At 64.7% G+C, this 23,896-nt stretch carries 28 protein-coding genes; 16 read left to right on the plus strand and 12 right to left on the minus strand.

Annotated elements, in window-relative coordinates; translation table 11 throughout:
- Positions 1-5 precede the first annotated feature (5 nt).
- Both GGC65_RS14265 and GGC65_RS14270 read right to left on the minus strand, forming a co-directional pair.
- The gene (locus tag GGC65_RS14265; RefSeq protein WP_192647773.1) at positions 6-353 is read right to left on the minus strand and encodes a hypothetical protein; all 348 of its coding nucleotides are present in this window, start codon (positions 351-353) and stop codon (positions 6-8) included.
- Positions 354-369: 16 nt separating this feature from the next.
- Entirely contained in the window at positions 370-732 is a 363-nt protein-coding gene (locus GGC65_RS14270; protein WP_192647774.1) for a response regulator, read from the minus strand.
- Between the two features lie 89 nt (positions 733-821).
- Between GGC65_RS14270 and GGC65_RS14275 the strand changes: the two genes are divergently transcribed.
- Genes GGC65_RS14275 through GGC65_RS14290 form a run of 4 tightly spaced genes read left to right on the plus strand, consistent with a single transcriptional unit; the run spans position 822 to position 3,358 of the window.
- Entirely contained in the window at positions 822-1,085 is a 264-nt protein-coding gene (locus tag GGC65_RS14275) for a DUF3572 family protein (protein ID WP_192647775.1), read from the plus strand.
- Positions 1,082-1,723 carry an HAD family hydrolase gene (locus GGC65_RS14280; RefSeq protein WP_192647776.1) on the plus strand — a complete coding sequence of 214 codons (642 nt, stop codon included), beginning with the start codon at positions 1,082-1,084 and terminating at the stop codon, positions 1,721-1,723. Before GGC65_RS14275 ends, GGC65_RS14280 begins: the two co-directional genes overlap by 4 nt.
- Positions 1,724-1,738: 15 nt before the next feature.
- Positions 1,739-2,203, plus strand: a complete 465-nt coding sequence (locus GGC65_RS14285) for a RidA family protein (RefSeq protein WP_192647777.1) — start codon at positions 1,739-1,741, stop codon at positions 2,201-2,203.
- 3 nt (positions 2,204-2,206) lie between these two features.
- Positions 2,207-3,358 (plus strand): GNAT family N-acetyltransferase, encoded by a 1,152-nt coding sequence (locus tag GGC65_RS14290; protein ID WP_192647778.1) that lies wholly within the window; start codon positions 2,207-2,209, stop codon positions 3,356-3,358.
- Here GGC65_RS14290 and GGC65_RS14295 read toward each other — a convergent pair.
- Together GGC65_RS14295 and panC are read right to left on the minus strand one after the other, a co-directional pair.
- Positions 3,355-3,669 (minus strand): sel1 repeat family protein, encoded by a 315-nt coding sequence (locus GGC65_RS14295; RefSeq protein WP_037515851.1) that lies wholly within the window; start codon positions 3,667-3,669, stop codon positions 3,355-3,357. The two genes, GGC65_RS14290 and GGC65_RS14295, sit on opposite strands and share 4 nt — an antisense overlap.
- A 139-nt stretch (positions 3,670-3,808) precedes the next feature.
- The gene (panC, locus tag GGC65_RS14300; protein WP_192647779.1) at positions 3,809-4,648 is read right to left on the minus strand and encodes a pantoate--beta-alanine ligase; all 840 of its coding nucleotides are present in this window, start codon (positions 4,646-4,648) and stop codon (positions 3,809-3,811) included.
- An 86-nt stretch (positions 4,649-4,734) separates the two neighbouring features.
- On the opposite strand from panC, the gene GGC65_RS14305 reads away from it, so the two are divergent.
- The 6 genes from GGC65_RS14305 (at position 4,735) to GGC65_RS14330 (ending at position 10,406) form a co-directional block, all read left to right on the plus strand.
- A complete protein-coding gene (locus GGC65_RS14305; protein WP_192647780.1) occupies positions 4,735-5,544 on the plus strand; it encodes a division plane positioning ATPase MipZ in 810 nt (269 codons plus the stop codon).
- Between the two features lie 28 nt (positions 5,545-5,572).
- Positions 5,573-6,967 carry a phosphoglucomutase/phosphomannomutase PgmG gene (gene pgmG / locus GGC65_RS14310; RefSeq protein ID WP_192647781.1) on the plus strand — a complete coding sequence of 465 codons (1,395 nt, stop codon included), beginning with the start codon at positions 5,573-5,575 and terminating at the stop codon, positions 6,965-6,967.
- 121 nt (positions 6,968-7,088) lie between these two features.
- Positions 7,089-7,904, plus strand: coding sequence for an LPS export ABC transporter ATP-binding protein (lptB, locus tag GGC65_RS14315; RefSeq protein WP_192647782.1), 816 nt, complete (start codon positions 7,089-7,091; stop codon positions 7,902-7,904).
- 14 nt (positions 7,905-7,918) lie between these two features.
- Positions 7,919-9,385, plus strand: a complete 1,467-nt coding sequence (rpoN, locus tag GGC65_RS14320; protein ID WP_192647783.1) for an RNA polymerase factor sigma-54 — start codon at positions 7,919-7,921, stop codon at positions 9,383-9,385.
- Between the two features lie 186 nt (positions 9,386-9,571).
- Positions 9,572-9,697, plus strand: coding sequence for a type B 50S ribosomal protein L36 (gene ykgO / locus GGC65_RS14325; protein ID WP_003046794.1), 126 nt, complete (start codon positions 9,572-9,574; stop codon positions 9,695-9,697).
- A gap of 97 nt (positions 9,698-9,794) precedes the next feature.
- Positions 9,795-10,406: an HAD family hydrolase gene (locus GGC65_RS14330; RefSeq protein ID WP_192647784.1), complete on the plus strand. Its 612-nt coding sequence runs from the start codon at positions 9,795-9,797 to the stop codon at positions 10,404-10,406.
- On the opposite strand, the gene GGC65_RS14335 is transcribed toward GGC65_RS14330, so the two are convergent.
- Positions 10,391-10,945: a hypothetical protein gene (locus GGC65_RS14335; protein WP_192647785.1), complete on the minus strand. Its 555-nt coding sequence runs from the start codon at positions 10,943-10,945 to the stop codon at positions 10,391-10,393. The two genes, GGC65_RS14330 and GGC65_RS14335, sit on opposite strands and share 16 nt — an antisense overlap.
- Positions 10,946-10,983: 38 nt before the next feature.
- Positions 10,984-13,146, minus strand: a complete 2,163-nt coding sequence (locus GGC65_RS14340) for a S9 family peptidase (protein ID WP_225940820.1) — start codon at positions 13,144-13,146, stop codon at positions 10,984-10,986.
- A 68-nt stretch (positions 13,147-13,214) separates the two neighbouring features.
- On the opposite strand from GGC65_RS14340, the gene GGC65_RS14345 reads away from it, so the two are divergent.
- The 5 genes from GGC65_RS14345 (at position 13,215) to GGC65_RS14365 (ending at position 17,873) form a co-directional block, all read left to right on the plus strand.
- The gene (locus GGC65_RS14345) at positions 13,215-15,041 is read left to right on the plus strand and encodes an aminopeptidase P family protein (protein WP_192647786.1); all 1,827 of its coding nucleotides are present in this window, start codon (positions 13,215-13,217) and stop codon (positions 15,039-15,041) included.
- A 7-nt stretch (positions 15,042-15,048) separates the two neighbouring features.
- On the plus strand, positions 15,049-15,510 hold the full coding sequence (locus GGC65_RS14350) for an acyl-CoA thioesterase (protein WP_192647787.1): 462 nt from the start codon (positions 15,049-15,051) through the stop codon (positions 15,508-15,510).
- Between the two features lie 297 nt (positions 15,511-15,807).
- A complete protein-coding gene (locus GGC65_RS14355) occupies positions 15,808-16,269 on the plus strand; it encodes a hypothetical protein (protein WP_225940821.1) in 462 nt (153 codons plus the stop codon).
- A 34-nt stretch (positions 16,270-16,303) separates the two neighbouring features.
- On the plus strand, positions 16,304-17,248 hold the full coding sequence (gene ribD / locus GGC65_RS14360; protein WP_192649540.1) for a bifunctional diaminohydroxyphosphoribosylaminopyrimidine deaminase/5-amino-6-(5-phosphoribosylamino)uracil reductase RibD: 945 nt from the start codon (positions 16,304-16,306) through the stop codon (positions 17,246-17,248).
- Positions 17,249-17,255: 7 nt separating this feature from the next.
- The gene (locus GGC65_RS14365; RefSeq protein WP_192647789.1) at positions 17,256-17,873 is read left to right on the plus strand and encodes a riboflavin synthase; all 618 of its coding nucleotides are present in this window, start codon (positions 17,256-17,258) and stop codon (positions 17,871-17,873) included.
- Here the strand turns inward: GGC65_RS14365 and GGC65_RS14370 are convergent.
- From GGC65_RS14370 to GGC65_RS14395, 6 genes are read right to left on the minus strand one after another with little or no spacing between them, the layout of a single operon-like run.
- Positions 17,870-18,337, minus strand: a complete 468-nt coding sequence (locus GGC65_RS14370; RefSeq protein ID WP_192647790.1) for an MmcB family DNA repair protein — start codon at positions 18,335-18,337, stop codon at positions 17,870-17,872. The two genes, GGC65_RS14365 and GGC65_RS14370, sit on opposite strands and share 4 nt — an antisense overlap.
- Before the next feature lie 17 nt (positions 18,338-18,354).
- The gene (gene ssb / locus GGC65_RS14375) at positions 18,355-18,909 is read right to left on the minus strand and encodes a single-stranded DNA-binding protein (RefSeq protein ID WP_192647791.1); all 555 of its coding nucleotides are present in this window, start codon (positions 18,907-18,909) and stop codon (positions 18,355-18,357) included.
- Positions 18,910-18,943: 34 nt separating this feature from the next.
- Positions 18,944-20,803, minus strand: a complete 1,860-nt coding sequence (feoB, locus tag GGC65_RS14380; protein WP_192647792.1) for a ferrous iron transporter B — start codon at positions 20,801-20,803, stop codon at positions 18,944-18,946.
- Positions 20,800-21,045, minus strand: a complete 246-nt coding sequence (locus tag GGC65_RS14385) for a FeoA family protein (RefSeq protein WP_192647793.1) — start codon at positions 21,043-21,045, stop codon at positions 20,800-20,802. The genes feoB and GGC65_RS14385 overlap by 4 nt, the downstream gene beginning before the upstream one ends.
- Positions 21,046-21,099: 54 nt before the next feature.
- Positions 21,100-21,765: a COQ9 family protein gene (locus tag GGC65_RS14390; RefSeq protein ID WP_192647794.1), complete on the minus strand. Its 666-nt coding sequence runs from the start codon at positions 21,763-21,765 to the stop codon at positions 21,100-21,102.
- A 5-nt stretch (positions 21,766-21,770) separates the two neighbouring features.
- Entirely contained in the window at positions 21,771-22,682 is a 912-nt protein-coding gene (locus tag GGC65_RS14395) for a DMT family transporter (protein WP_225940822.1), read from the minus strand.
- A 113-nt stretch (positions 22,683-22,795) separates the two neighbouring features.
- On the opposite strand from GGC65_RS14395, the gene GGC65_RS14400 reads away from it, so the two are divergent.
- Positions 22,796-23,881 carry an alkene reductase gene (locus tag GGC65_RS14400; protein WP_192647795.1) on the plus strand — a complete coding sequence of 362 codons (1,086 nt, stop codon included), beginning with the start codon at positions 22,796-22,798 and terminating at the stop codon, positions 23,879-23,881.
- Positions 23,882-23,896 lie beyond the last annotated feature (15 nt).

Genomic DNA, 23,896 nt, shown 5'->3' on the forward strand with positions numbered 1-23,896 from the left:
GGACGTCAAAAATCGTTTTTCTCCATAGGAAGAATCGGATTGCGGCGTCGCCTTCGCCAGAATCCGATGCATAGACTGCCGAGCACCAGCGCAGGCGCCGACCAATAAAGAGCGAAGAGCGACCAAGCGTAGCCGTCGCCACCGAGCAATTGGAGGCTATGACCCAATTTGGTGTAAAGGCAGCGCCTATGGCATTGAAAGCCATAGGCCTCGGGCCAACCGATTTTACCGGAAAGCCACGTTTCGATTCCCACGAAGGCGAAGATCAGGACGATCGTGCCCACGGCGATGGCCCAGAAGCGGGCCGCTCCAATTGCGGCGTGCATTGATCGCAATTCCGAAAAGCTGCTCAAGCGCTTTCGCCGATCGTCAAGCAAACGCCCCGACGCTCTCGATAAACTTGATCACGGAAATCGGCTTCGAGACATAGGCTTCGGCACCCGCCGCCTTGATCTGCTCCTCGTCGCCCTTCCCCGCATAGGCGGTGACCGCCATGATCGGTACCGCGCGCAAGGTCAGGTCGGCCTTCATCTGGCCGATCAGTTCGAGTCCGCTGACATGCGGCAACTGGATATCCATGATGATCAGGTCGGGCGACACCTCGTGCGCCTTCGCCAGCGCCTCGCGGCCGTCGCGCACGGGATGCGCACTATATCCGTGGGCGTTGAGCAGATCGCAGAACAGGCGCAGGTTAAGCTCATTATCTTCAACGACCAGGATGGTCTTGCCCATGTTGCTTGTCTTCCCCACCTTGCATCCGCGCACCGTTTAGGCGAATCGGCCGCACGACACAATTGCATCGCGATGAAGGGACTTACGACTTGAAGGACGGCGATGCCGCGCTGGCGCTTCAGGCGCTCGGCTGGATCTTGAGCGACGAACCGCGCGCCGAAAGGCTGCTCGGCCTGACCGGGCTCGCGCCCGACGAACTGCGCGCTTCGCTCGGCGAGCAGGCGACGCTTGCGGCGATCCTGTCGTTCCTCACGGGCCATGAAAACGACCTTGTCGCCTGCGCCGATGCGTTGCAGGTGCCGCCTGCCAGCATCGCCGCCGCGGCGCAGAGACTCGAAGGAACCACCGCATGAACCGACCGCTCGTCATAACCGATTGCGACGAGGTGCTGATGCACATGGTCGTGCCCTTCGCCGAATGGGTCGACGCCGAACATGGTGTGATTTTCCGCATCGAGGATGCGAGCTTCGCCAATGCGCTGAAGCGCAAGGAATGCGGCACGCCGCTCGAAGCGGCCGAGGTATGGCCGTTGCTCGACGGCTTTTTCCGCAAGGAAATGACGCGGCAATATCCGATCGCCGGCGCGCTCGCGGCGATGGCGGCGATTGGCGCCGAGGCCGATATCGTCGTGCTGACCAATGTCGGCCCCGAGCACCAGCAGGCACGGATCGAGCAACTCGCGCTCCACGATTTTCACGCGCCCGTCATTGGTAGCCGCGGCGGCAAGGGCGAGCCGGTGCGTCGCCTGATCGAAGAATATCAACCGTCGGTCGCGGTGTTCATCGACGATCTGGCCGGTCATCATCAATCGGTCGCGCATGAGGCGCCCGACGTGTGGCGGTTGCATCTCGTCGGCGAGCCCGCGATCGCGGACAAGATTGCGCCGTCGCCCTTTGCCCATGCGCGAATCGACGATTGGAAAGAGGCGCAGCGCTGGATATTGGCGCGCCTTGCCGAAAACATCCCCGCCCCGGCCCCCGAACCGGTCTAATCAAGGAAACGCCCCATGGATATCGCCGCCAAAATCGCCGAACTCGGCCTCGAACTTCCCAAGCCCGCCGCGCCGGTCGCTGCCTATGTGCCCGTCGTTGAACATGGCGGCCTGCTCTATGTGAGCGGCCAGCTGCCGTTCCGTGACGGACAGGTCGTGACCGGCCGCCTTGGCGAAGACGTCGATGTTGCGGGCGGACAGGATGCCGCACAGCGCGTTGCGCTGATGCTCGTCGCACAGATCGGACAGGCGCTCGGCGGCGACTGGTCGCGCATCGAGCGCGTCGTCAAGCTCGGCGTGTTCGTCAACAGCACCCCCGACTTCACCGATCAGGCGAAGGTCGCCAATGGCGCGTCGGAGCTGTTCGAAACACTGTTCGGCGAAGCGGGCCGTCACGCGCGCGCCGCGGTCGGCGTCGCGGTGCTGCCGCTTGGCGCGGCGGTCGAGGCCGACGCGATCGTCGCGGTGCGCCCGGCGTAAGCCATGGCCGAGGCCGACCCGCCGGCACGCACGATATCGCTCGGTAGCGGCGTCGCCGCGACCGACGCGGCGGCGTGGGACGCGCTTCACGATGGCGGCAATCCGTTCGTCGGCCACGCCTTCCTGTCGCTGCTCGAAGAATCGGGTAGCGTCGGGGCGGGCACCGGCTGGCAGGCTGCGCCGTTGCTGGTCGAGGATGCGGGCGGCGCGCTCGTCGCCGCCGCGCCCGCATACCTCAAGTCGCACAGCCAGGGCGAATATGTCTTCGACCATGCCTGGGCCGATGCGTGGGCGCGCGCGGGGGGCGACTATTATCCCAAGCTGCAGATCGCGGCGCCGTTCACGCCGGTACCGGGGCCGCGCTTGCTCTCGAATGATGGAGGTGACGCACAGCTGTTGCTCCGCGCCGCCGAAGCGGTGGTACGGCAGAATCAGCTGTCGTCGGCGCACGCAACCTTCGTTGCGCCCGATCAGATGCCCTTGTTCGAGGAAGCAGGCTGGCTCGTCCGCCGCGATATCCAGTTTCATTTCGCGAATGCAGGCTATCGCAGCTTCGACGATTTCCTCGCCACGCTGACTTCGGCGAAGCGCAAACAGCTTCGCAAGGAGCGCGCGCGCGCGGTCGAGGGGCTGCGGATCGACGAACTGACCGGCGATGCGATCCGTCCCGAGCATTGGGACGCGATGTGGCTTTTCTATCAGGACACCGGCGCGCGCAAATGGGGACATCCGTACCTCACGCGCGAGGCCTTCGACCTGATGGGCGATAGGATGGCGGAGCAGATCATCCTGCTGATCGCCTATGACGGCGAAGAACGACCGGTAGCGGGCGCGCTGCATTTCCTCGGCGCCGACACTTTATACGGCCGTTATTGGGGGTGCCAGATGGACATCCCCTATCTGCATTTCGAACTCTGCTATTACCGCGCGATCGACATTGCGATCGAGCGCGGGCTGGCCCGCGTCGAGGCCGGCGCGCAGGGCGGGCACAAGCTCGCGCGCGGCTATGGCCCCGTCGCGACCTGGTCGGCACATTTCATCGCCGATCCGGGATTTCGCCGCGCCGTTGCCGACTATCTCGAGCAGGAACGGCAGGCGGAGGCTGTAGAGATGGAATGGCTCGAAGGGCACACGCCCTTCAAGTGGAAGGGTTAGGCCGCGAAGCGGCGTGCGGCGGGACGGCGCGCCGTCTCGTCGAGCCAGGCGCGCGCCTGGCGCTGCGCTTCGGCAATTTCATCGCGCGACATTTCGTCGGACAGGTCAGCGCGGCATTGCTGGCCTTCGATATTGCCGCCGAGTGCTGCCAGGTTGAACCATTTATGCGCCTGGATCAGGTCGACATCGACCCCGCCGGTGCCGGTAGAAAAAGCGATACCGAGATCGAAATAGGCGTTGGCGTCGCCGCGTGCGGCGTCGAGCAGACGGCTCTCGATCAGATATTGGGCAGACTTCAGACTATTCGCCATGATAACCCCCTTTGCCTCCACCCCACATGGAGACCTCGGGGCCAAATTTGCGACTTATGGTCAACAAAGCGTTAACGATGATCCGAATTTTTGTGGATATCGTCAAAAGTCGGCGAAAATTGGCGGGTTTCGACGTTAACTAACCGACCGGCAAATTATCGATCAGCCGTGTTTTACCGATCCGCGCCGCCGCAAGCAGGCGTGCGGGCTTCCGGAAAGCGCTCAATCTTTCCAGACTGTCAGCGTCGGCGAGCGCGACATAATCGACGCTGTCGAACCCGCCCTTGACGATCGCCGCCTCGGCCTTGGCGAGTGCCTCGGCAACATCGGCGCCTCCCGCGATCGCTTTTGCCGCCGCCTTCAATGTCGCGGGAAAGACGGTCGCAGCGACGCGCTGATCCTTCGACAAATAGGCGTTGCGCGACGACAGCGCGAGACCGTCGGTGTCGCGCGCGATCGGCGCGCCCAAAATGTCGATACCGAAATCGAGGTCGCGCGCCATGCGGCGGATGATCGCGAGCTGCTGCCAGTCCTTCTCGCCAAAGATCGCGACGTCGGGCCGCACCTGGTTGAACAATTTGGCGACGACGGTCGCAACCCCGTCGAAATGGCCGGGGCGCGCCGCGCCGCAGTAATCGGCGCCAAGCTCGGCGACCTCGATATGCGTGCTGTGTCCGCCGGGGTACATCGTCGCGACGTCGGGCGCCCAGAGCAGCCCCGTGCCTTCCTGCGCGAGCATCGCGGCGTCGCGTGCCTCGTCGCGGGGATAGGCGGCGAAATCCTCATTGGGGCCGAACTGGGTCGGATTGACGAAGATCGACACGACGGCATGGTCGGCGACACGCCTTGCCATGCGGACGAGTGAGATATGGCCGTCGTGTAGCGCGCCCATCGTCGGCACGAGTGCGACGCTCTTGCCGCCCTGCTTTAGTGCCGTAACGGCACGGTGCAGCATTGCGATGTCACGGATGATTTGCACGCCCGGTCGCCCTTCGATATTGGCGCGACTATATCACTTCGCGCGCTGGCCGCCCATGCCGCGCAAACAGGAAAATCGCAACGCTCATGACGAAGCCCGCACCGCACCGCATCATCTTCGCCAATGAAAAGGGTGGGACGGGCAAATCGACCTGCGCCGTGCATTTCGCGGTCGCGCTGGCGAGCCAGGGCTGGCGCGTCGCGGGCATCGATCTCGATCCGCGCCAGCGCACCTTTCACCGCTATCTCGAGAACCGCGAACAGACCGCGAAGCGCCGCGAGGTCACGTTGCCGACGCCGCGCTTCGAGGTCTTCACCGGTTCGACGATCGAGGAACTCGACGAGCAGGTCGCGCGGCTGTCCGAAGATGCCGATTATATCATCGCCGACACGCCGGGGCGCGACGATGTCTTCGCGCGGCACCTCGCAACGAGCGCCGACACGCTGGTCACACCGATCAACGACAGCTTCATCGACTTTGACCTCATCGGCCAGGTCGATCCCGAAACCTTTCAGGTCACCCGCCCCAGCTTCTACTCCGAACTGATCTGGGACACGCGCAAGGCGCGCGCGAAGACCGACGGGCGGACGATCGACTGGATCATCCTGCGCAACCGCCTCCAGCATGTCGACGCCCACAATATGCGCCGCGTCGGCGAGGCGCTGACCCAGCTGTCACGCCGCGTCGGCTTCCGCGTCATCCCCGGGCTCGGCGAGCGCGTCATCTATCGCGAGCTTTTCCCGGCTGGCCTCACCCTGCTCGACAAGGCGCATCTCGGCGGCATGGGAATCGGCCACGTCGTCGCGCGGCAGGAACTCCGCGAGGCGATGGGTGGACTGAACCTGCCGGCGCGCGAAAGATTGCATCCGGACGGGGATCTGTTCGCCGCCGCCTGACCCTTCTCTCTCCCCAAGAGGTTCAAAAATGACGCATAATTTCCATCCAACGATGCTGCGTGAATATGATATCCGCGGCGTCGTCGGCGAGACGCTGTCGGACAAGGACGCCTATGCTATCGGCCGCAGCTTCGCGACATTGGTCCGCCGCGCGGGCGGCAAGCGCGTTGCCGTGGGCTATGACGGCCGCCTGTCGTCGCCCATGCTCGCCGAGGCGCTGATCACCGGGATCAACGCCGCGGGCGTCGATGCGCTCAACGTCGGGCTCGGGCCGACGCCGATGCTCTATTATGCCGCGTCAACCGAGGATGTGGACGGCGGCATACAGATAACCGGCAGCCACAATCCCCCCGACTATAACGGCTTCAAATTTGTAATGCAGGGGCGCCCTTTCTACGGCGCCGATATCCTCGGGATCGGCAAAATGGCCGCCGCGGGTGACTGGGAGTCCGTCGATGTGGGGGGCGAAGGCACGTCTGAGAGCATCGATATCGTCGACGCCTATGTCGATCGGCTGGTCGAAGGGTTCGCGGGCGGCGCCTTCCGTATCGGCTGGGATGCCGGCAACGGGGCCGCGGGCACCGTCATCGAGAAGCTGACTGCGCGCCTTCCGGGTGAGCATCACCTGCTGTTTACCGACATCGACGGCCATTTTCCGAACCACCATCCCGATCCGACCGAGGAGAAGAATCTCGCAGACCTGCGCAAGCTCGTCGCGGAGAAGAGCCTCGATTTCGGCGTCGCTTTCGATGGAGACGGCGACCGCATCGGCGCGATCGACGGCGAGGGCCGCGTGATCTGGGGCGACCAGTTGCTGCAAATCTATGCCGCCGCGGTGCTAAAGGACCTGCCCGGCGCGACTGTCATCGCCGACGTGAAGGCGAGCCAGGCGCTGTTCGACCGCGTCGCCGAACTCGGCGGCCAGCCGCTCATGTGGAAGACCGGCCACAGCCTGATCAAGGCGAAAATGAAGGAAACCGGCAGCCCGCTCGCGGGCGAGATGAGCGGGCATATCTTCTTCGCCGACCGCTATTATGGCTATGACGATGCGCCCTATGCGGCGATCCGCCTGATCGAGGCGGCGACGAAGCTCGGGCAGAGCGTCACGCAGCTTCGCGGCAACATGGCGCCGATGGTCAACACCCCCGAAATGCGTTTCCAGGTCGACGAGACCCGCAAATTCGCCATTGTGGACGAAGTCCTCGACCGCCTCGCGACGTCGGGCGCGAAAGTCGACCGCACCGACGGCGCGCGCGTGCTCACCGACGACGGCTGGTGGCTGCTCCGCGCCTCGAACACGCAGGACGTGCTCGTCGCGCGCGCCGAGGCAAAGGACGAGGCGGCGCTGGCGCGCCTGCTCGCCGCGATCGACGAACAGCTCGCGCTGTCGGGGATCGTCCGCGGGCCGCAGGCGGCACACTAGTCTCTTCTCTCCCCTCCCTTTCAGGGGAGGGGAGAGGCCCTGCAAAAATCTTGCCAGATTGACGTTCGCCGCGTCGCTGGGGTAACGCGCTCGTGGGGCTAGAACTGGAACCGACCGACCTATGACCGACGACGAATCCAACGCGGGCACGCTGACCGAGGGTGATCATGGCGTCACCGAGCACAGGGCGCATGTCCGCGAGGATGCCGCGACGGGCAATGGTCTGGCGGTCATCTCGATCGCCAAAAGCTATGACAAGCGCGTCGTGCTCTCGGATGTCTCGCTGTCGGTCGGCAAGGGCGAGGTCGTCGGCCTGCTCGGCCCGAACGGTGCCGGCAAGACGACCTGTTTCTATTCGATTATGGGGCTGGTGAAGCCTGACGCCGGGCGCATCATGCTCGATGGCGCCGACATCACCGCGCTGCCGATGTATCGCCGCGCGATCCTCGGTCTCGGTTACCTGCCGCAGGAAACCTCAATCTTTCGCGGGATGACGGTCGAACAGAATATCGGCGCGGTGCTCGAACTCAGCGAGCCCGACAAGGTGTCGCGTGAGCGGCGCATGGAAGAATTGCTCGACGAATTCGGTCTCACGCGCCTCCGTGATTCGGCGGCGATGGCGCTGTCGGGCGGCGAACGGCGCCGCGCCGAAATCGCGCGCGCGCTCGCGGCGAACCCGTCGATCATGCTGCTCGACGAACCTTTTGCGGGCATCGACCCCCTGTCGATCAGCGACATCCGTGATCTCGTCGCGGACCTCAAGACGCGCGGGATCGGCGTGTTGATCACCGACCATAATGTGCGCGAGACGCTCGACCTCGTCGACCGTGCCTGCATCATCTACGACGGCAAGGTGCTGCTTGCCGGCTCGCCCGAAGAGCTCGTCGCCGACCCCGAGGTGCGCCGCCTCTATCTCGGCGAGGGCTTCTCTTTGTGATCGACTAGCCGCCGATGGCGTTGGGTCCGCGCCTCGATCTCCGCCAGTCGCAATCGCTGGTGATGACGCCGCAGCTGCAGCAAGCGATCAAGCTGCTGGCGTTGTCGAACCTCGAACTCGAAGCCTATCTGGCCGAAGCGCTCGAAGGCAATCCGCTGCTCGATACCGCCTCGGCGGACAGTGACGGCAGCGCGGGAGATCCCGAATTCACACCGGGTAACGAGGCGCCGACAGCCGAAGCCGCCTCGCTCGACGCCGATCAGGCGCTCGCGGCGGACGGTGGGAGCGCGAACGATCTCGATGTCGACTTCGCCGCCGACAGCTTCCATCACGACAGCACGAGCGACAATGTGGGGCTGTCGGGATCGGGCGAGGATATCGATTTCGACAGCTTCGCCGAGCATGAGGGTACGCTCCACGACCATCTGCTCGCGCAGGTCGGCGAGCGCTTCAGCGGCATCGAGGCGATCGTCGCGGGTCAGCTCGTCGCGCTCATCGACGAGGCGGGATATCTGCGCGCCGATCTTGCCGAACTCGCCGCGCAACTGGGCGTCCCGCTCGCGCTGATCGAAGAGGTGCTCGCTGGAATCCAGTGCTTCGACCCGTCGGGCGTTGGTGGGCGCGACCTTGCCGAATGCATCGCGATCCAGGCGCGCGAAGCCGATCGTTATGATCCCGCGATGGCCACGATGATTGCGCATCTCGATCTCGTCGCCAAGGGTGCGTTCCCGCAGCTGAAACGCATCTGCGGCGTCGACGACGAGGATCTGGCCGACATGATTCGCGAACTGCGCGGTTATGACCCGCGGCCAGGGCTGAGATTCGGGGGCGAAGGCGCGCCCGCGGTCGTGCCCGATCTCTATATCCGCCAGACCGCGAAGGGATGGGCGGTCGAGATCAACAGCGGCACCTTGCCGCGACTGCTCGTCAACCGCCGCTACTATACCGAACTCGCGCAAGGCGCGGCGGCGAAGAGCAAGGCTTGGCTGTCCGAGCAGCTCGCGGGCGCCAACTGGCTCGTCCGCGCGCTCGACCAGCGCCAGCGCACGATCGTCAAGGTCGCGAGCGCGATCGTGAAGCAGCAGGAAGGCTTTTTTCTCCACGGCGTCGCGCACATGCGCCCGCTGACCCTGCGCCAGGTCGCCGAGGAAATCGGCATGCACGAATCGACCGTCAGCCGTGTGACCAGCAACAAATATCTCAGCTGCGCGCGCGGACTGTTCGAGCTCAAATATTTCTTCTCGTCAGGCATTTCGGCGACCGAGGGCGACGGCGCGGTGTCCGCCGAGGCGGTGAAGAGCCGGATCAAGGCGATGATCGAGGGCGAGGACGCCAAGGCGATTCTCTCCGACGAGACGATCGCGCAGAAACTCTCGGCCGAAGGGCACGACATTGCGCGGCGCACGGTGGTCAAATATCGCGAGGCGATGGGTTATGGCTCGTCGGTGCAGCGGCGGCGGCAAAAGGCGCTGGCGGGTTAGGATATTCTCCTGATTCCGTTCGTGTCGAGCGAAGTCGAGACACCCGCCATGCCGAGGGGCATCTCGACTTCGCTCGATGCGAGCGGAAATATGGGGATTTGGTGCGGAGAGCCGGTTGACTTTTCGGCCTTATCCCCATAGTTGCGCCGCTTCGCGTAGCAACGCCAAGATTTACGGACAGAGATCATGAAGATTCGCAACAGCCTGAAGTCGCTGAAGGACCGCCACCGGGATAACCGCGTTATCCGCCGCCGTGGCCGCACCTATGTGATCAACAAGACCAACCGCCGCTTCAAGGCGCGCCAGGGCTAATGCCCCTGCGCGGGGTGATTTCGCCCCGTTTGCTTTTGATGAACAGCGTTACGCCGTCGGAGCCTTCCGGCGGCGCTTTCGCGTGTCTGGAGCAGTTATGATTCGCCGTAGCGTGATCTTCGACGTCGGCCGCGTCCTCTTCGACTGGGACCTGCGCTATCTGTTCACCAAGCTGATCGCCGAGAAGGACGAGCTCGAATGGTTCGTGACGCACGTCGTCACGCCCGAGTGGCATTTCCAGCACGATGCGGGCCGCCCGCTCGCCGAGATGCTTCCCGAGCTGAAGGCCGAGTTTCCCGATCATGCGTTGCTGATCGACGCCTATGCGACGCGCTTTAACGAGACGATCCCGGGGCCGATGCCCGGCAGCCTCGAACTGGTCGAGCGACTCGATGCGGCGGGCGTGCCGCTCTTCGCGATCACCAATTTCGGCCATGAATTCTGGGAAGCTTTCCGCCCGACCCAGCCGGTCTTCGACCGCTTCAGCGATATAGTCGTGTCGGGGACCGAGAAATTGATGAAGCCCGACCCCGTGATCTACCATCTCGCCATCGAGCGATTCGGCATCGACCCGGCGGGGGCGCTTTTCATCGACGACAATGCGGCCAATGTCGAAGGCGCCGAATCGGTTGGTATTGCGGGGCACCATTTTGTCGATGCGGCAACGCTGGAGCACGAGTTGGTGGCGCGGGGTTATCTGTCTACTTGACGTAGATGCCGATCGATCTGGCTCGTCAATTTGAAGCCGACATAATCATTTTTTCGCGTTGAGCGGCGATAGTAGACATTCCAATAGCTGGAAACGCGTTGCTTCATCAGAAACCAGTAAGCTGGATTATCTCTCAGAAACCGAATGATTGGATCGGGAACCGATTCGCCGAACGCACCAGCGATGTCATCCAAGATCTCGACCAAATATTCGCCGATCAGGGCCACAATGAATGGTGCAGCCCAAGGCTGAATTTCCCGCAAGAGGTCACGGACCGCGCGCTGTCGTTCAAACCCGTCGCTACTGCGTGATCGCAGGCATCGCACCATCAAGCGAATATCGCCGCGCAATGCTTCATCGGTGTGATTGTTACGAAAACGCAGTCGCGCGGGAATTCGAATTGTCTCGCCACCGAGTGAGACTTCAAACTGCTCAGTCCATTGACTAGCCTGAAGTTGAACAGAGCCATAGATTGCGGCTTCAGTCGCGAACATATGTAGCGACTGAGGAAATGCTTCGCAGAGCAAGTCGGCGCTCAAGCTGGTATGCATTTCTCCCATAGTGCCAGGCTGGCGGCCTATTTCTCAACTCCCAGCTGCGTCAGCACGAACGCGAATTCCTCGGCATCTTCGCGCAGCGCGCCCCAGCGGCCCGACTTGCCCGCATGCCCCGCGCCCATGTTGGTGCGGAGCAGCAAGGTCGCGTCATTAGTGCGCGTCGCGCGGAGCTTGGCGACCCATTTGGCGGGTTCCCAATAGGTCACGCGCGGGTCGTTGAGCCCCGCCGACACGAGCATCGGCGGATAGGCCTTCGCCGTCACATTGTCGTAGGGGCTGTAGCTCAGCATGTAATCGAATGCCGCCTTGTCGGTGATCGGATTGCCCCATTCGGGCCATTCGCCGGGGGTCAGCGGCAGCGTCTCGTCGACCATCGTGTTGATCACATCGACGAAGGGCACGCCGGCGAGTACCGCACCCCATAGCTCGGGCGCCTGATTATAGACGGCTCCCATCACCTGCCCGCCCGCCGAGCGGCCCTCGATCGAGATCTTGCCCGCGCTCGTATATTTGGCGGCGATCAGCCCCTTGGCGACGTCGATGAAGTCGTTGAACGTGTTCTTGCGCTCGGTCGTCTTGCCCGCGAGATACCAGGCGCGGCCGAGGTCGTCGCCGCCGCGCACATGCGCAATGGCATAGATCATGCCGCGATCGACGAGGCTGAGCCGCGTCGTCGAAAAGCCCGGCGGGACGCGGTAGCCATAGCTGCCATAGACATAGAGGTGCATCGGCGCGCTGCCATCGCGCGGCGTGCCTTTCTTGTAGACGAGCGACACCGGAACCGGCGTCCCGTCGCGCGACGGCATGTTTACCAATTCGGTTATATAATCATTGTGATTATAACCGGACGGAATTTCCTGCACCTTCAGCGTCTCGAGCTTCGCGCTTGCGAGATCATAGTCGAACACCGTGTCGGGGGTGACCATCGATTCATAGTCGAGGCGCAGCTTGTCCTGATGATATTCGGGATTGTCGCCGAGCCCCGCCACATAGGTCGCCTCGGGGAATTTGATCCGACCGGGGGTCCGCGGCGTGTCATATTTGCGGATATCGACCTGATCGACGCCCTTCTCACGCGATTCGAGCACGAAATAGTCGCGGAAGATCGAGAGGCCGGTGATGTAATTCGTGTCCGATCCGGGGATCAAGGTCTTCCACGTCCCGGGCGCCTTGATGTCGGCGGTGGCGATGCGGAAATTGGGATGTTCGTCGTTGGTGTAGACGTAGAGCGTGCCGTTCCGCTCATCGACGCTGTACTCGCGCCCCTTCTTGCGCGCCGAGACGAGCTGCATCTTCGCCTCGGGATTGTCGGCGGGGAGCAGATAGACTTCGCTCGTCTCGTTATCGCCCGTCGCGATCACGATATAATTGTCGGCAGCGGTCTTGCCGATCCCGACGCCGAAGCCGATGTCGGCCTCCTTGTAGAGCAACTTGTCCTCGGCGACGGGGGTACCGAGCTTGTGCAGCCGGACATTGTCGGTGCGCCAATTCTCGTTCGCGAGGCCATAGAGGATCGCGTCATTGCCCGAGGTCCAGACGAGCGACGAGAGCGTGCCGGGAATCGTGTCGGGCAGCAGTTCGCCCGTTTCGAGGTTGCGGATGCGCGCCTCGAATCGCTCGGAGCCATTGTCGTCGAACGAATAGGCCATCAGCTTGCCGTTCGGGCTGACCGACAGTTCGGCGAGGCGGAAATAATCCTTGCCCGCGGCCATCGCGACCTCATCGAGGATCAGCTGGGTATCACCGCCCGCGACAGGTTTCCGGTACCATTTCTTGTACTCGGCGCCTTCCTCATATTCGACCCAGTAAACCCAGTCGCCGTCCTTCTGCGGCACGCTCGAATCGGCTTCCTTGATCCGGCCCTTCATTTCCTGAAACAGCGTCTCGACGAGCTCGGCGTGGGGCTTCATCGCGGCGTCGAAATAGGCGTTCTCGGCCTTCACATAGTCGAGCACATCCTTGTCATCGATCGTCGGATAACTCTCGTCCTTCAGCCAGTGATAGGGGTCGGACAGCGTCTTGCCGTGCAGCGTCATCTCGTGCGGTCGCTTTTCCGCGACGGGAGCGGCGGGCAGGGCAGGGGTCGGGCTGGTCAATGCGGCGTCTTTCTCTTTGGCGAACAGGGGCGGCGATGCGACAAGCGGGGTGGCAATTGCTGCCAGAAACATCCAAATAGCGCGCATCGAAAAATCCCCCGCGGTGTCGCCCCGATTGGGCGGGATTGCCGCGATGTAGGAATAAGGAACGCGTCATGTCCAGCCCCGTCCACGCAGAACGCCTCGCCCGCGTCCGCGCCACCCTCGCCGCGCGCGGCCTCGACGGCTTTGTCGTGCCGATCAGCGACGAGCATATGAGCGAATATGTCGGTGCCTATGCCCAGCGCATGGCGTGGCTGACGGGCTTCGGCGGCTCGGCCGGGACCGCGGCGGTGCTGCCGGCGAAGGCTGCGGTGTTCGTCGACGGGCGCTATACGGTGCAGGTGCGCGATCAGGTCGATGGCGCGCTGTTCGACTATGTCGGTGTGCCGCAGTCGAGCGTCGCCGAATGGCTCGGCGCCAATGTCAGCGCGGGGCAGAAGGTCGGCTACGACCCCTGGCTGCACAGCATCGACTGGGCGCGCGGCTTGGAAAAGGCGCTGGCAGCGAAGGGCGCGAGCCTCGTGGCGGTCGACACCAACCCGCTCGACGCCGCGTGGGACGATCAGCCGGCGCCGAGCGACGCGGTGGTGACGGTCCACGATGCCGCGCTTGCAGGCCAAAGCGCGGTCGAGAAACGCGAGATCATCGCCGACTGGCTGAAGGCCAAGGGTCTCGATACGACGGTGATGACCGCGCTCGATTCGATCGCCTGGACCTTCAACATTCGTGGGACTGACGTCAGCCACACCCCGGTCGGCCTCGCCTTCGCGCTGCTCCACGCCGATGCGACCGCAGACCTGTTTATCGCGCCCGAAAAGATCACCGACGCGGTGCGCGCGCACCTCGGCAACAGCGTCCGCATCCATGATCGCACCGCGTTCGAGGCGGCGCTTGCCGACCTTGCGGGCAGACAAGTTGCGGTCGATCCCGACCGTGCTGTCGCGGCGATCTTCACCGCGCTCGAGGCTGCGGGCGCGAAGATCGAACGCCACCGCGACCCGGCGGTGCTGCCCAAGGCGATCAAGAATGACACTGAGCTCAATGGCACGCGCGTCGCGCACGTCCGCGACGGTGTCGCGGTCGCACGTTTCCTCAAATGGATGGAAGAAGTCGCGCCGCAGGGCGGGCTCGACGAACTCGGCGCTGCGGCGAAGCTCCGCGAATTCCGGGACGAAAATGGCGCGCTTCGCGACCTTTCGTTCGACACCATCTCGGCCGCGGGCCCCAATGGCGCGCTCCCGCATTACAAGGTCGACGAGACGACCAACCGCGCGATCGAGACGGGCACGCTCTATCTCGTCGACTCGGGCGGCCAATATGACGATGGCACGACCGATATCACGCGCACGATCGCGATCGGCGCGCCTACCGCCGAGATGCGCCGCCGCTTCACGCAGGTCTTGAAGGGCCATATCGCGCTCGCGGTCGCGCGCTTCCCCAAGGGGACGCGCGGCAGCCAGCTCGACATCCTCGCGCGGCAATATCTGTGGGCCGACGGGGTCGATTATGCGCATGGCACCGGGCACGGCGTCGGCACCTATCTCGCGGTGCATGAGGGGCCGCAGCGCATCGCCAAGCCCGCAGGCGGACAGGCGGGGACCGAGGAGCCGCTGCACGCGGGCATGATCCTCTCGAACGAGCCCGGCTATTACAAGGCCGGCGCCTTCGGTATCCGGATCGAGAATCTCGTCGTCGTCACGCCGCAACGCATCGCGGGCGCCGAAGAGGATATGCTGGGGTTCGAGACGATCACCTTCGCGCCGATCGCGCAGAACCTCGTCGACGTCGCGCTGCTATCCCCCGCCGAGGCCGACTGGCTCGACGCTTATCATGCCGAGGTGCTGGCAAAGCTCGGCGCGGGGATGGAAGGCGAGGAGCGCAAATGGCTCGAAGCCGCCTGCGGGCCGCTCGACCGTACCCCCGCTGCGCTTGCCGCCTGAGGCCCCGATGACCGACCATCGCAGCGCCGTGCCGCTCGCCGATTTCCGCGTACAGGAACGCGTCCGCGTGCGCTTCAACGAGATCGACGGGCAGAATATCGTCTTCAATGCCAATTATCTGGTCTATGCCGATATCGGGGTGACCGAATATTTTCGCGCGCTCGGGGAGGGGCAGCCCGGCCCCTATTTTCACCAATATGGTACAGACATTCGCGAGACGCATTGCGAGATCGACTATCACGCACCCGCGCGACTCGACGAGCTGATCACGATCGCGGCACGCATCAGCCGTTTCGGGCGGGCGAGTTTCACGCTTCATTGCGGAATTTTCCGTGGGAATGAACGGCTCACGGATATCGAGATCAACTACGCCCACCTCGATACCGACAGCGGGAAACCCACGCCGCTTCCGGGCAGTTTCATCGCCGAAGTGCGGCGATTCGAATCGCGGACGCCGACTCAGGAGTGATTCGCGGACTTGCCGATTCGAACCGGATTGTATTTCTCGACCAAAGAAGTCAGCTTTTCTCGGCAAAAAGGCAAAAAAAGGGCCACCCGAAGGTGGCCCGTGAAAGTTTTGGGAGAGGATGCCTAAAAGGCAAGTGTGATATTGCAGTGCACAATGAATGTTGCAACTGCGAAAAGAACATCTGCTGTTGCATTTTTTGCAATCGAGAACGTTATCAGCGACCATTTGACGCAATCGCCCGCCATTCCGCTCCCCCTCGCAAAATGACGCGACATCGCCTAAATTGGGCTGATGGGAATGTTCAACAAAATGGATGTCGGCGGCGGCCTGTCCGATTTCTGGGCCTATGTCCGCGAACCGCGCCCGCACCGTTGGGCGATCTGGGGCGTCGCGCTGGCGCTGACCTGGCTCATTTTCACCGGGGTCGAGAAATATCTGATCCCTTATGAAAAGCCCAAGGAACAGATCATCTATTTCGAGAATTGGACCGCGAACCGCAGCGCGGCCGATATCCGCGCCGACTGGGTGGCACGCGCCAAGGAAACGACGCTGCACAACGCCCAGAAGCGCGCCGAATATCAGCGTTTCGCCGACAGCCTCGGCATCGAATATGATTCGACCGAGGCCGACAAGGTGACGCGCGAAACGCTGGGCGAAGAGGCGGCCGCGGCGGCAAAGAAGAAGCCCGAGCCCGTGCAGCTTCGCTCGACGCTCGCCGAACGCGCGGCGCGCGGCGCGCAGCCCAAAGCCGCCGACTGACCGGATGCAGCGAGGCCCCGCCGATGCCGACTGGATGGCGGCCGCCGTCGCCCTGTCGCGGCGTGGCCGCCCGGCGTCGGCGCCCAATCCCAATGTCGGCTGCCTGATCGTCAAGCAGGGCAGGGTGATCGCGCGCGGCTGGACGCAATCGGGCGGGCGCCCGCATGCCGAGGCGGTGGCGCTGACGGCGGCGGGTGACGCGGCGCGCGGCGCGACCGCTTATGTCACGCTCGAACCCTGCGCGCACACGAGCCCGCGCGGGCCGGCGTGCAGCGACCTGCTGATCGCTGCGGGGGTCGCGCGCGTGGTGATCGCGGCGCAGGACCCTGACGCCCGGACTGACGGCAAGGGCATCGCGCGGTTGCAGGCGGCGGGCGTCGAGGTCGTCTTCAATATGCTTCCCGCCGAAGCGCGCGCCGCGATGGCACCCTGGTGGACGCGCCGGGCCGACGGACGGCCGTTCGTGACGCTCAAGCTCGCGACCTCGCTCGACGGCTGCATCGCGCGCGCCGACGGATCGAGCCGCTGGATCACCGGCGACCGCGCCCGTGCGCACGGGCATCTTGAACGCGCCAGCCATCAGGCGATCCTCGTCGGACGCGGAACGCTCGCGGCCGATGCGCCGCAACTCGACGTGCGGCTACCGGGGCTCGAGGACCGCAGCCCGAAAAGGCTGCTGCTCACCAGTGGCGAAGCGCCCGATGGCTGGATCGCCGTCGCCTCTCCGCAAGCGATCGATGACGTCGATTCGGTCCTCGTCGAGGGCGGTGCGGGCGCCGCATCGGCCTTCCTCGCCGCCGATCGCGTCGACCGGCTCTTGCTCTATCGCGCGCCGATCCTGATCGGTGGCGGCAAACCCGCGCTGGGCGACATCGGGCTGACCGATCTGGCCGACGCACACGGACGCTGGCGCCTTTCCGACAGCCGCGTGCTTGGCAGCGACCGGCTCGACGTCTACGAGCGCGTCAGAGAAGGATAACCATCCCATGTTCACCGGCATTATCACCGACATCGGCACCGTTCGTTCGCGCGAAGATCGCGGCGACACGCGGCTCGTCATCGCCACCGCCTATGATACCGATACGATCGATCTCGGTGCGTCGATCGCCTGTTCGGGGGCGTGCCTCACCGTCGTCGACAAGGGCGCCGATGGCGAAGGCCACTGGTTCGCGATCGATGCCAGCGCCGAAACGCTCGCGCGCACCGCGCCGGGGATGTGGGACCAAGGGCGTCGTCTCAACCTCGAGCGCGCGCTCAAGATCGGCGACGAACTTGGCGGGCATATCGTCACCGGCCATGTCGACGATATCGGCCGCATCGTGTCGGTCGAGCCGGTCGGCGACAGCGTCACCGTCACCGTTGCCGCCCCCGCGTCGCTCGCCCCGCATATTGCCGCGAAGGGCTCGGTCACCGTCGACGGGGTCTCGCTGACGGTCAACGAGGTGACCGACCAGCCGAACGGCGACGCGCATTTCACGCTCAACATCATCCCGCACACCCAGGAAATGACGACGCTGAACGAGGCCGCCGCGAACCGTCCGGTCAATCTCGAGATCGATATCCTCGCGCGTTATCTGGCGCGGATGCAGGCGCGCGGCGCCTAGCCCTCCAGCCAGCTTGCGGCCAGCTCAGGATCGGCCGCGAGCATCGATCGCCGCATCGCGAGCCGCCCGATCCGCAGCAATTCGGCCTTGCGGCGTGCGGGTGCGAGGTTGCAGCTTGCCGCCTCGCGTACGACCGCCGCGCCATAGCGGTCGGCGACGATCAGCCCCGATGTCTCGCGGCGATAGCCCTCGGTTTCGAGGATCGCGGGGTCGAGCCCCGACGCGAGCGCCCAATAGAATCGGTCGCACCAGTCGCAATAGTCGGGCCATTTGCCGTCGCCGTGCAGGTCGGCGCGGCTGACCTTGATCTCGACGATGGTGATATTGCCCTTGGCGTCGATCGCGGTGAGGTCGGTGCGCCGCCCGTTCGGCAGCGGAACCTCCGGAATCGCGACCAACCCCGCCTGCGCGAACAGGCGGCACACCCCGCGCGCGACGTCCGCGGCGGCGATCGGGTCGGTCATCGCTTAAAAACCCGTCCTCAGAACGGAACGTCGTCGTCCAGATCGTCGTCGAACGGTGGGCGTCCGCCGCCCGAGCTGCCGCCGCCGCCCTGGTTCCAGCCGCCGCCCGAGCCACCGCCCGAACCGCCACCCTGATCCCAGCCACCGCCGGAGCCGCCACCCGACGAACCGCCGCCCTGCGCCCAGCTGTCGCCGCCGCGCGAGCCGCCACCGCCGCCCGGCGCGCCGTCGAGCATGGTCAGCGTGCCGCCCATGCCCGCGATCACGATCTCGGTCGTATATTTGTCGTTGCCGTCGCGGTCCTGCCATTTGCGGGTGCGCAGCGAGCCCTCGATATAAACCTTCGAGCCCTTTTTCAGATAGCGCTCGACGACGCCGATCAGGCCTTCGCCGTTGATCACGACCTGATGCCACTCGGTGCGCTCCTTGCGCTCGCCCGTCATCCGGTCCTTCCACTGCTCGGACGTCGCGATGCGGAGATTCGCGACTTTGCCGCCGTTCTGGAACGACTTGATTTCGGGGTCGGCACCGAGGTTGCCGATGAGAATTACCTTGTTGACGCTGCCAGCCATCCGCCGCTCCGCTCCGCTCTTTAAGTTGGGAGGATCAGCCGAGTCCGAAGGCGACGGCCGTCCAGTAAGTGATACCAGCAGCGGCATAGGCGAGCAGGAACAAATAGCCAACCATGAACATGGGCCATTTCCACCCATTGGTCTCGCGCTTGGTGATCGCGATCGTCGAAATGCACTGCGGCGCAAAGACGAACCAGGCGAGGAAGGCGAGCGCGGTGGCGATGCTCCAGCGGCCGGCGATCCGGTCACCGAGCGCCTCGGCCATCGCGTCCTCGTCGCCCTCGGCGTCGATCGCATTCGCGGTCGCCATCGCTGACACCGCGACCTCGCGCGCCGCCATCGCGGGGATCAGCGCGAGCGCGATGTCGTGGTTGAAGCCGATCGGCTTGACGACAACCTCGAGCGCGCTCGCGATGCGGCCGCCGGCGCTATATTCGACCTGGCTCTGGCCCGCGGGCGCTTGCGGAAAGGTCAGCAGCAGCCACAGGACCACCGTCGTCGCGGCGATGATCGTCCCGGCGCGGCGGAGGAAGATCCACGCGCGCTGCCACAGCGCGATCGCGATGTCGTTGAGCCGCGGCCATTGATAGCGCGGCATTTCCATCATGAAGCCCGTGGCGTTGCCCTTGGTCACCGATCGCCGCAGCACGAAGGCGACGAGCAGCGCGCCGACGATGCCGCTGATGAACAGGCCGAACAGCACGAGTCCCTGCAGCCCGATCGGCGTCCCACCGACCTTTTGCGCCGGGATGAAGGCGCCGATGATCAGCGTATAAACGGGCATGCGCGCCGAGCAGGTCATCAGCGGTGCGATCAGGATCGTCGTCAGCCGGTCCTTTTCGTCGGGGATCGAGCGCGTCGCCATGATACCGGGGACGGCGCAGGCGAAGCTTGAGAGCAGCGGGATGAAACCGCGCCCCGACAGTCCGACTTTGCCCATCAGCCCGTCCATCAGGAAGGCGGCGCGCGTCATATAGCCCGACGCCTCGAGCAGCAGGATGAAGAGGAAGAGGATCAGGATCTGCGGCAGGAAGACGACGACCGCGCCGACCCCCGCGAGCAGCCCTTCGACAACGAGTCCGCGCAGAAAATTGTCGGGGAAGGTGCCGACGACCCACGTCTGAACCACACCGATTACGCCTTCGAGCGCGTCGGCGAACGGCGTCGCCCACGAAAAGACCGCCTGGAACATCACAAACATTAGCGCGACAAGGAGAATGAGCCCGCCGACCGGGTGGAGCACGATATTGTCGACGCGCTGGGTCCAGCGGCGCACCGGCGTTTCGTCGACCGTTGCAACGCGCGCAATCGCGCGGGCGCGCTGATGGAGCGAGGCGTCGCTCTGCGGCGCGGCGAACGCGGCTCGCGGCTGGTGCGACTGGATCGCGCCGTCGACCGCGGCGAGCAATTCGATAAGCCCGCGCTTGCGCACCGCGACCGTCGGGACGACGGGCACGCCCAGCTCTTTCGACAGCCGTTCGGCGTCGAGCGTCAGCCCGTCGCGTTCCGCGAGGTCGAGCATGTTGAGCGCGACGACGGTCGGCAGGCCGAGCGCGAGAAGTTCGAGCGCGAAGCAGAGATGATTGTCGAGGTTCGCTGCGTCGAGCACGATGATCAGCGCATCGGGCCGCGTCTCGCCAGCCTGCTTGCCGAGGATCACGTCGCGCGTCACCGCCTCGTCGAGGCTCGCAGGGGTGAGGCTGTAGGTGCCGGGCAGGTCGATCAGCGACAGTGGGCGGCCGTCGACAAAGCTCGCATGCCCCGCCTTCCGCTCGACGGTGACGCCGGGATAGTTGGCGATCTTTTGTCGCGCGCCGGTCAGCGCATTGAACAGGCTCGATTTGCCGGCGTTGGGATTGCCGACGAGGGCGATGGAGGGAATCGCGGCGGTCATGCCGGCTCGACCTCGATCGCTGCGGCCTGGCTGCTGCGGATGATGACCTTCATCCGCCCGATCGTCAGCGCCAGCGGATCGCGCGAAAAAATGCTGCCGCGGTGATGCGGGACGACTTCGCATCCCTCCATCAAGCCGAATTCGCGCAGGCGGCGTCCTTCGTCGTCGGACATGGCATTCCAGTCGATACGGGCGATCCGCACCGCCACTCCGAGTGGCGATTTGTCGAGCAAAGCAGTCATTTGCGAGCGATTATCAATAACAATCGCTTTACGCCAGTCCTTTATCGAAACCGGTCAACGCCCCGGATAGCGTAGCCGCCCGACGAAGCGCGCCAGGCTGGGCCGTTCGATGCTGCGTGCGGCGCGGCGATGCTTCCAGCTTTCGAATCGCATCACCTGATCGATGCGGCGCGCGAGGAAGGCGCGTGTGTCGGCTAAGCCTTCGCTTTCGTCATTCAGGAACACGGCCATCGTTGAGCCATAGACGGCGCCGAGGATCGCGCGCTTGCTGTAATGATTATAGTCGGTCGCGGTATCGCCCGCGAGCCGCCACATATGATCGGCGGCGCGCCAGCCGAGCTTCGCGGCGTGCGGGGCGTTGGTTGGCAGCGCCAGCAAAGCGAGCGCACGCCGCAGCGATTCGCGGTTCGGCGCAAGCAAGTCGATGCGCGTCTCGACCAGCGTCGTGATGCGCTCGCGGATTTTCAGCGCGGCGAGCTTTTCGGCGGGCCAGCGCAGTTCCATCGCCGCGTCCACATCGGCGAACCAGGCGTCGACCATGTCGCGGCCGCCGCCGGGAAAGGCGAGACGCGCGACGTCGGGGTCGACGCCGACGCGCGCCGCGGCGTCATCGAGCGCGGCATCGCCGAAGCCGTCGAACGCCGCCGACGCCGCGATCAGCGGCGCGAGCGCGGCGCGAATCTCGTCTAGGGTCGGGTCGGCGGGAAGGATCGAAGCCATAGGCTTCAGATAGGCCGCGCTGTGCGGTTCGGCAACCGGATCAGCACTAGCGCGGCACCGACCATCATCCCGCCGAAAATATCGATCGCCGACAGCGTCTCGCCAAAGCCGATCCAGCCGGTCAGCGCCGCGACCGCGGGCTGGATCAGCAGGGTGAGCCCGATCACCAGCGGCGAGAAGCGCGGCAGCGACCAGATCATCAGCCCCTGCCCGACGATCTGGCTGGTCAGCGCGAGCAGGATCAGCGGCGTCCAGTTCTGCGGCATTACCGTTTCGCCGAGCGCGAGCGCGGTGCCGAGCAGGATCGGCACGCACACCGCCGATGCGATGGCGAGAGCGCTCCACGGCGCGAGCGTGTCGCGCACACGCTGCATCAGGATGACATAGAAGGTGTAGAGGACTCCGGCGAGCAGGCTCAAGAGATCGCCGACAAGATAGTCGGGCGACAGCTCATAGCTTTGCCCCATCAGCAAGGCCGATCCGGCGAAGGCGAGGATGATCGCCGCCGCCTGCCATCCGCGCGGCATTTCGCGGGTCAGGAAAATGCCCCAGATGACGAGCAGCAGGCTGGCGCAATTGCCGAACAGCGTCGCATTGGCGACCTTGGTCTGCAGGATGCCGAGATGCCACGCGGCGAGGTCGAGCGCGAAGAAGATGCCCGCGGCGGCGGCGATCAGCACCGCCGGGCGCGGCGGCATCCGCCCGCCCGTCTCCCGCCACGCGAAGACCAGCAGCAGGGGCAGCGCGAGCGTCATCCGCCAGAAGGCCGATGCGGTCGGGCCGGTGTCGGCCATGCGCACAAGCATTGCGCCGAGCGACAGCGCGATATTGCCGCCGATCAGCGCGGCAAAGGCCCAGCGGCCGGGTCCCGTGCCGGCCGCCTCTACGTCGTCGATACTGTCCATCTTCGCTGTCATTTAGATTTTCTTTTGCTACGTACCATTGTGCCGGCACCGCTGCGTCCATAGCTTCGCGGGCCATAGCGGCGACCGATGGGGCCGTCGCGAAGAAAGTGAAACGTGGAGGAACCATGGCCGTATCACTATTCGATCCGATTAAATTGGGCGCGATCGACGCCCCGAACCGCATCATCATGGCGCCGCTGACGCGCGGCCGCGCCGGACCGGGCTTCGTGCCCAATGAACTCGCACGCGACTATTATCGCCAACGCGCCTCGGCGGGGCTCATCATCTCCGAAGCCACCGGCATTTCGCAGGAAGGCCTTGGTTGGCCGAGCGCGCCGGGCCTGTGGACCGACGCGCAGGTCGAGGGCTGGAAGCCGGTGACCGACGCGGTCCACGCCGCCGGCGGGCGCATCGTCGCGCAGCTCTGGCATATGGGCCGGCTCGTCCATTCGGTGTTCAACGATGGCAAGCAGCCGGTTTCGGCGTCGGCGACGACGGGCACCGGGCGCGCGCATACGCCGGTCGGCCGCCTCGATCTGGAAGAAGCGCGCCCGCTGCGCCTCGACGAGATTCCGCGCGTCATCGCCGATTATGTGAAGGCGGCCGAAAATGCGAAGAAGGCCGGCTTCGACGGCGTCCAGCTGCACGGCGCCAACGGCTATCTGATCGACCAGTTCCTGCGTGACGGGTCGAATCTGCGCGACGATGATTATGGCGGTTCGGTCGAAAACCGCATCCGCCTGCTACGCGAAGTCACCGAAGCCTTGATCGGTGTCTGGGGCAAGGACCGCGTCGCGGTGCGCCTGTCGCCGAACGGTGAGACGCAGGGCGTCAACGACAGCGCCCCCGAAAAGCTGTTCCCCGCCGCCGCCGCGGCGCTCGATGCGCTCGGCATCGCCTTCCTCGAATTGCGCGAGCCGGGTCCCGAGGGCACTTTTGGGCGCACTGACGTGCCCAAGCAGTCGCCAGCAATCCGAGCCGCCTTCAAGGGTCCGCTGATCCTCAACAGCGACTATGATGTCGCGCTGGCCGAAGCGGCGCTTGAGAATGGCTCTGCCGATGCGATCGCCTTTGGGCGTCCGTTCATCGGCAATCCCGACCTCGTCGAGCGGATCCAGAACGGCGCCGAATGGGCGGCGGACAATCCGCAGACCTGGTATTCGCCGGGTGCTGAGGGTTATACCGACTATCCCGCGCTGCAAACGGCGTAAGGTAGGTAAGGAATC

The sequence above is a fragment of the Sphingopyxis sp. OAS728 genome, assembly GCF_014873485.1.
Classification (GTDB): Bacteria; Pseudomonadota; Alphaproteobacteria; order Sphingomonadales; family Sphingomonadaceae; genus Sphingopyxis.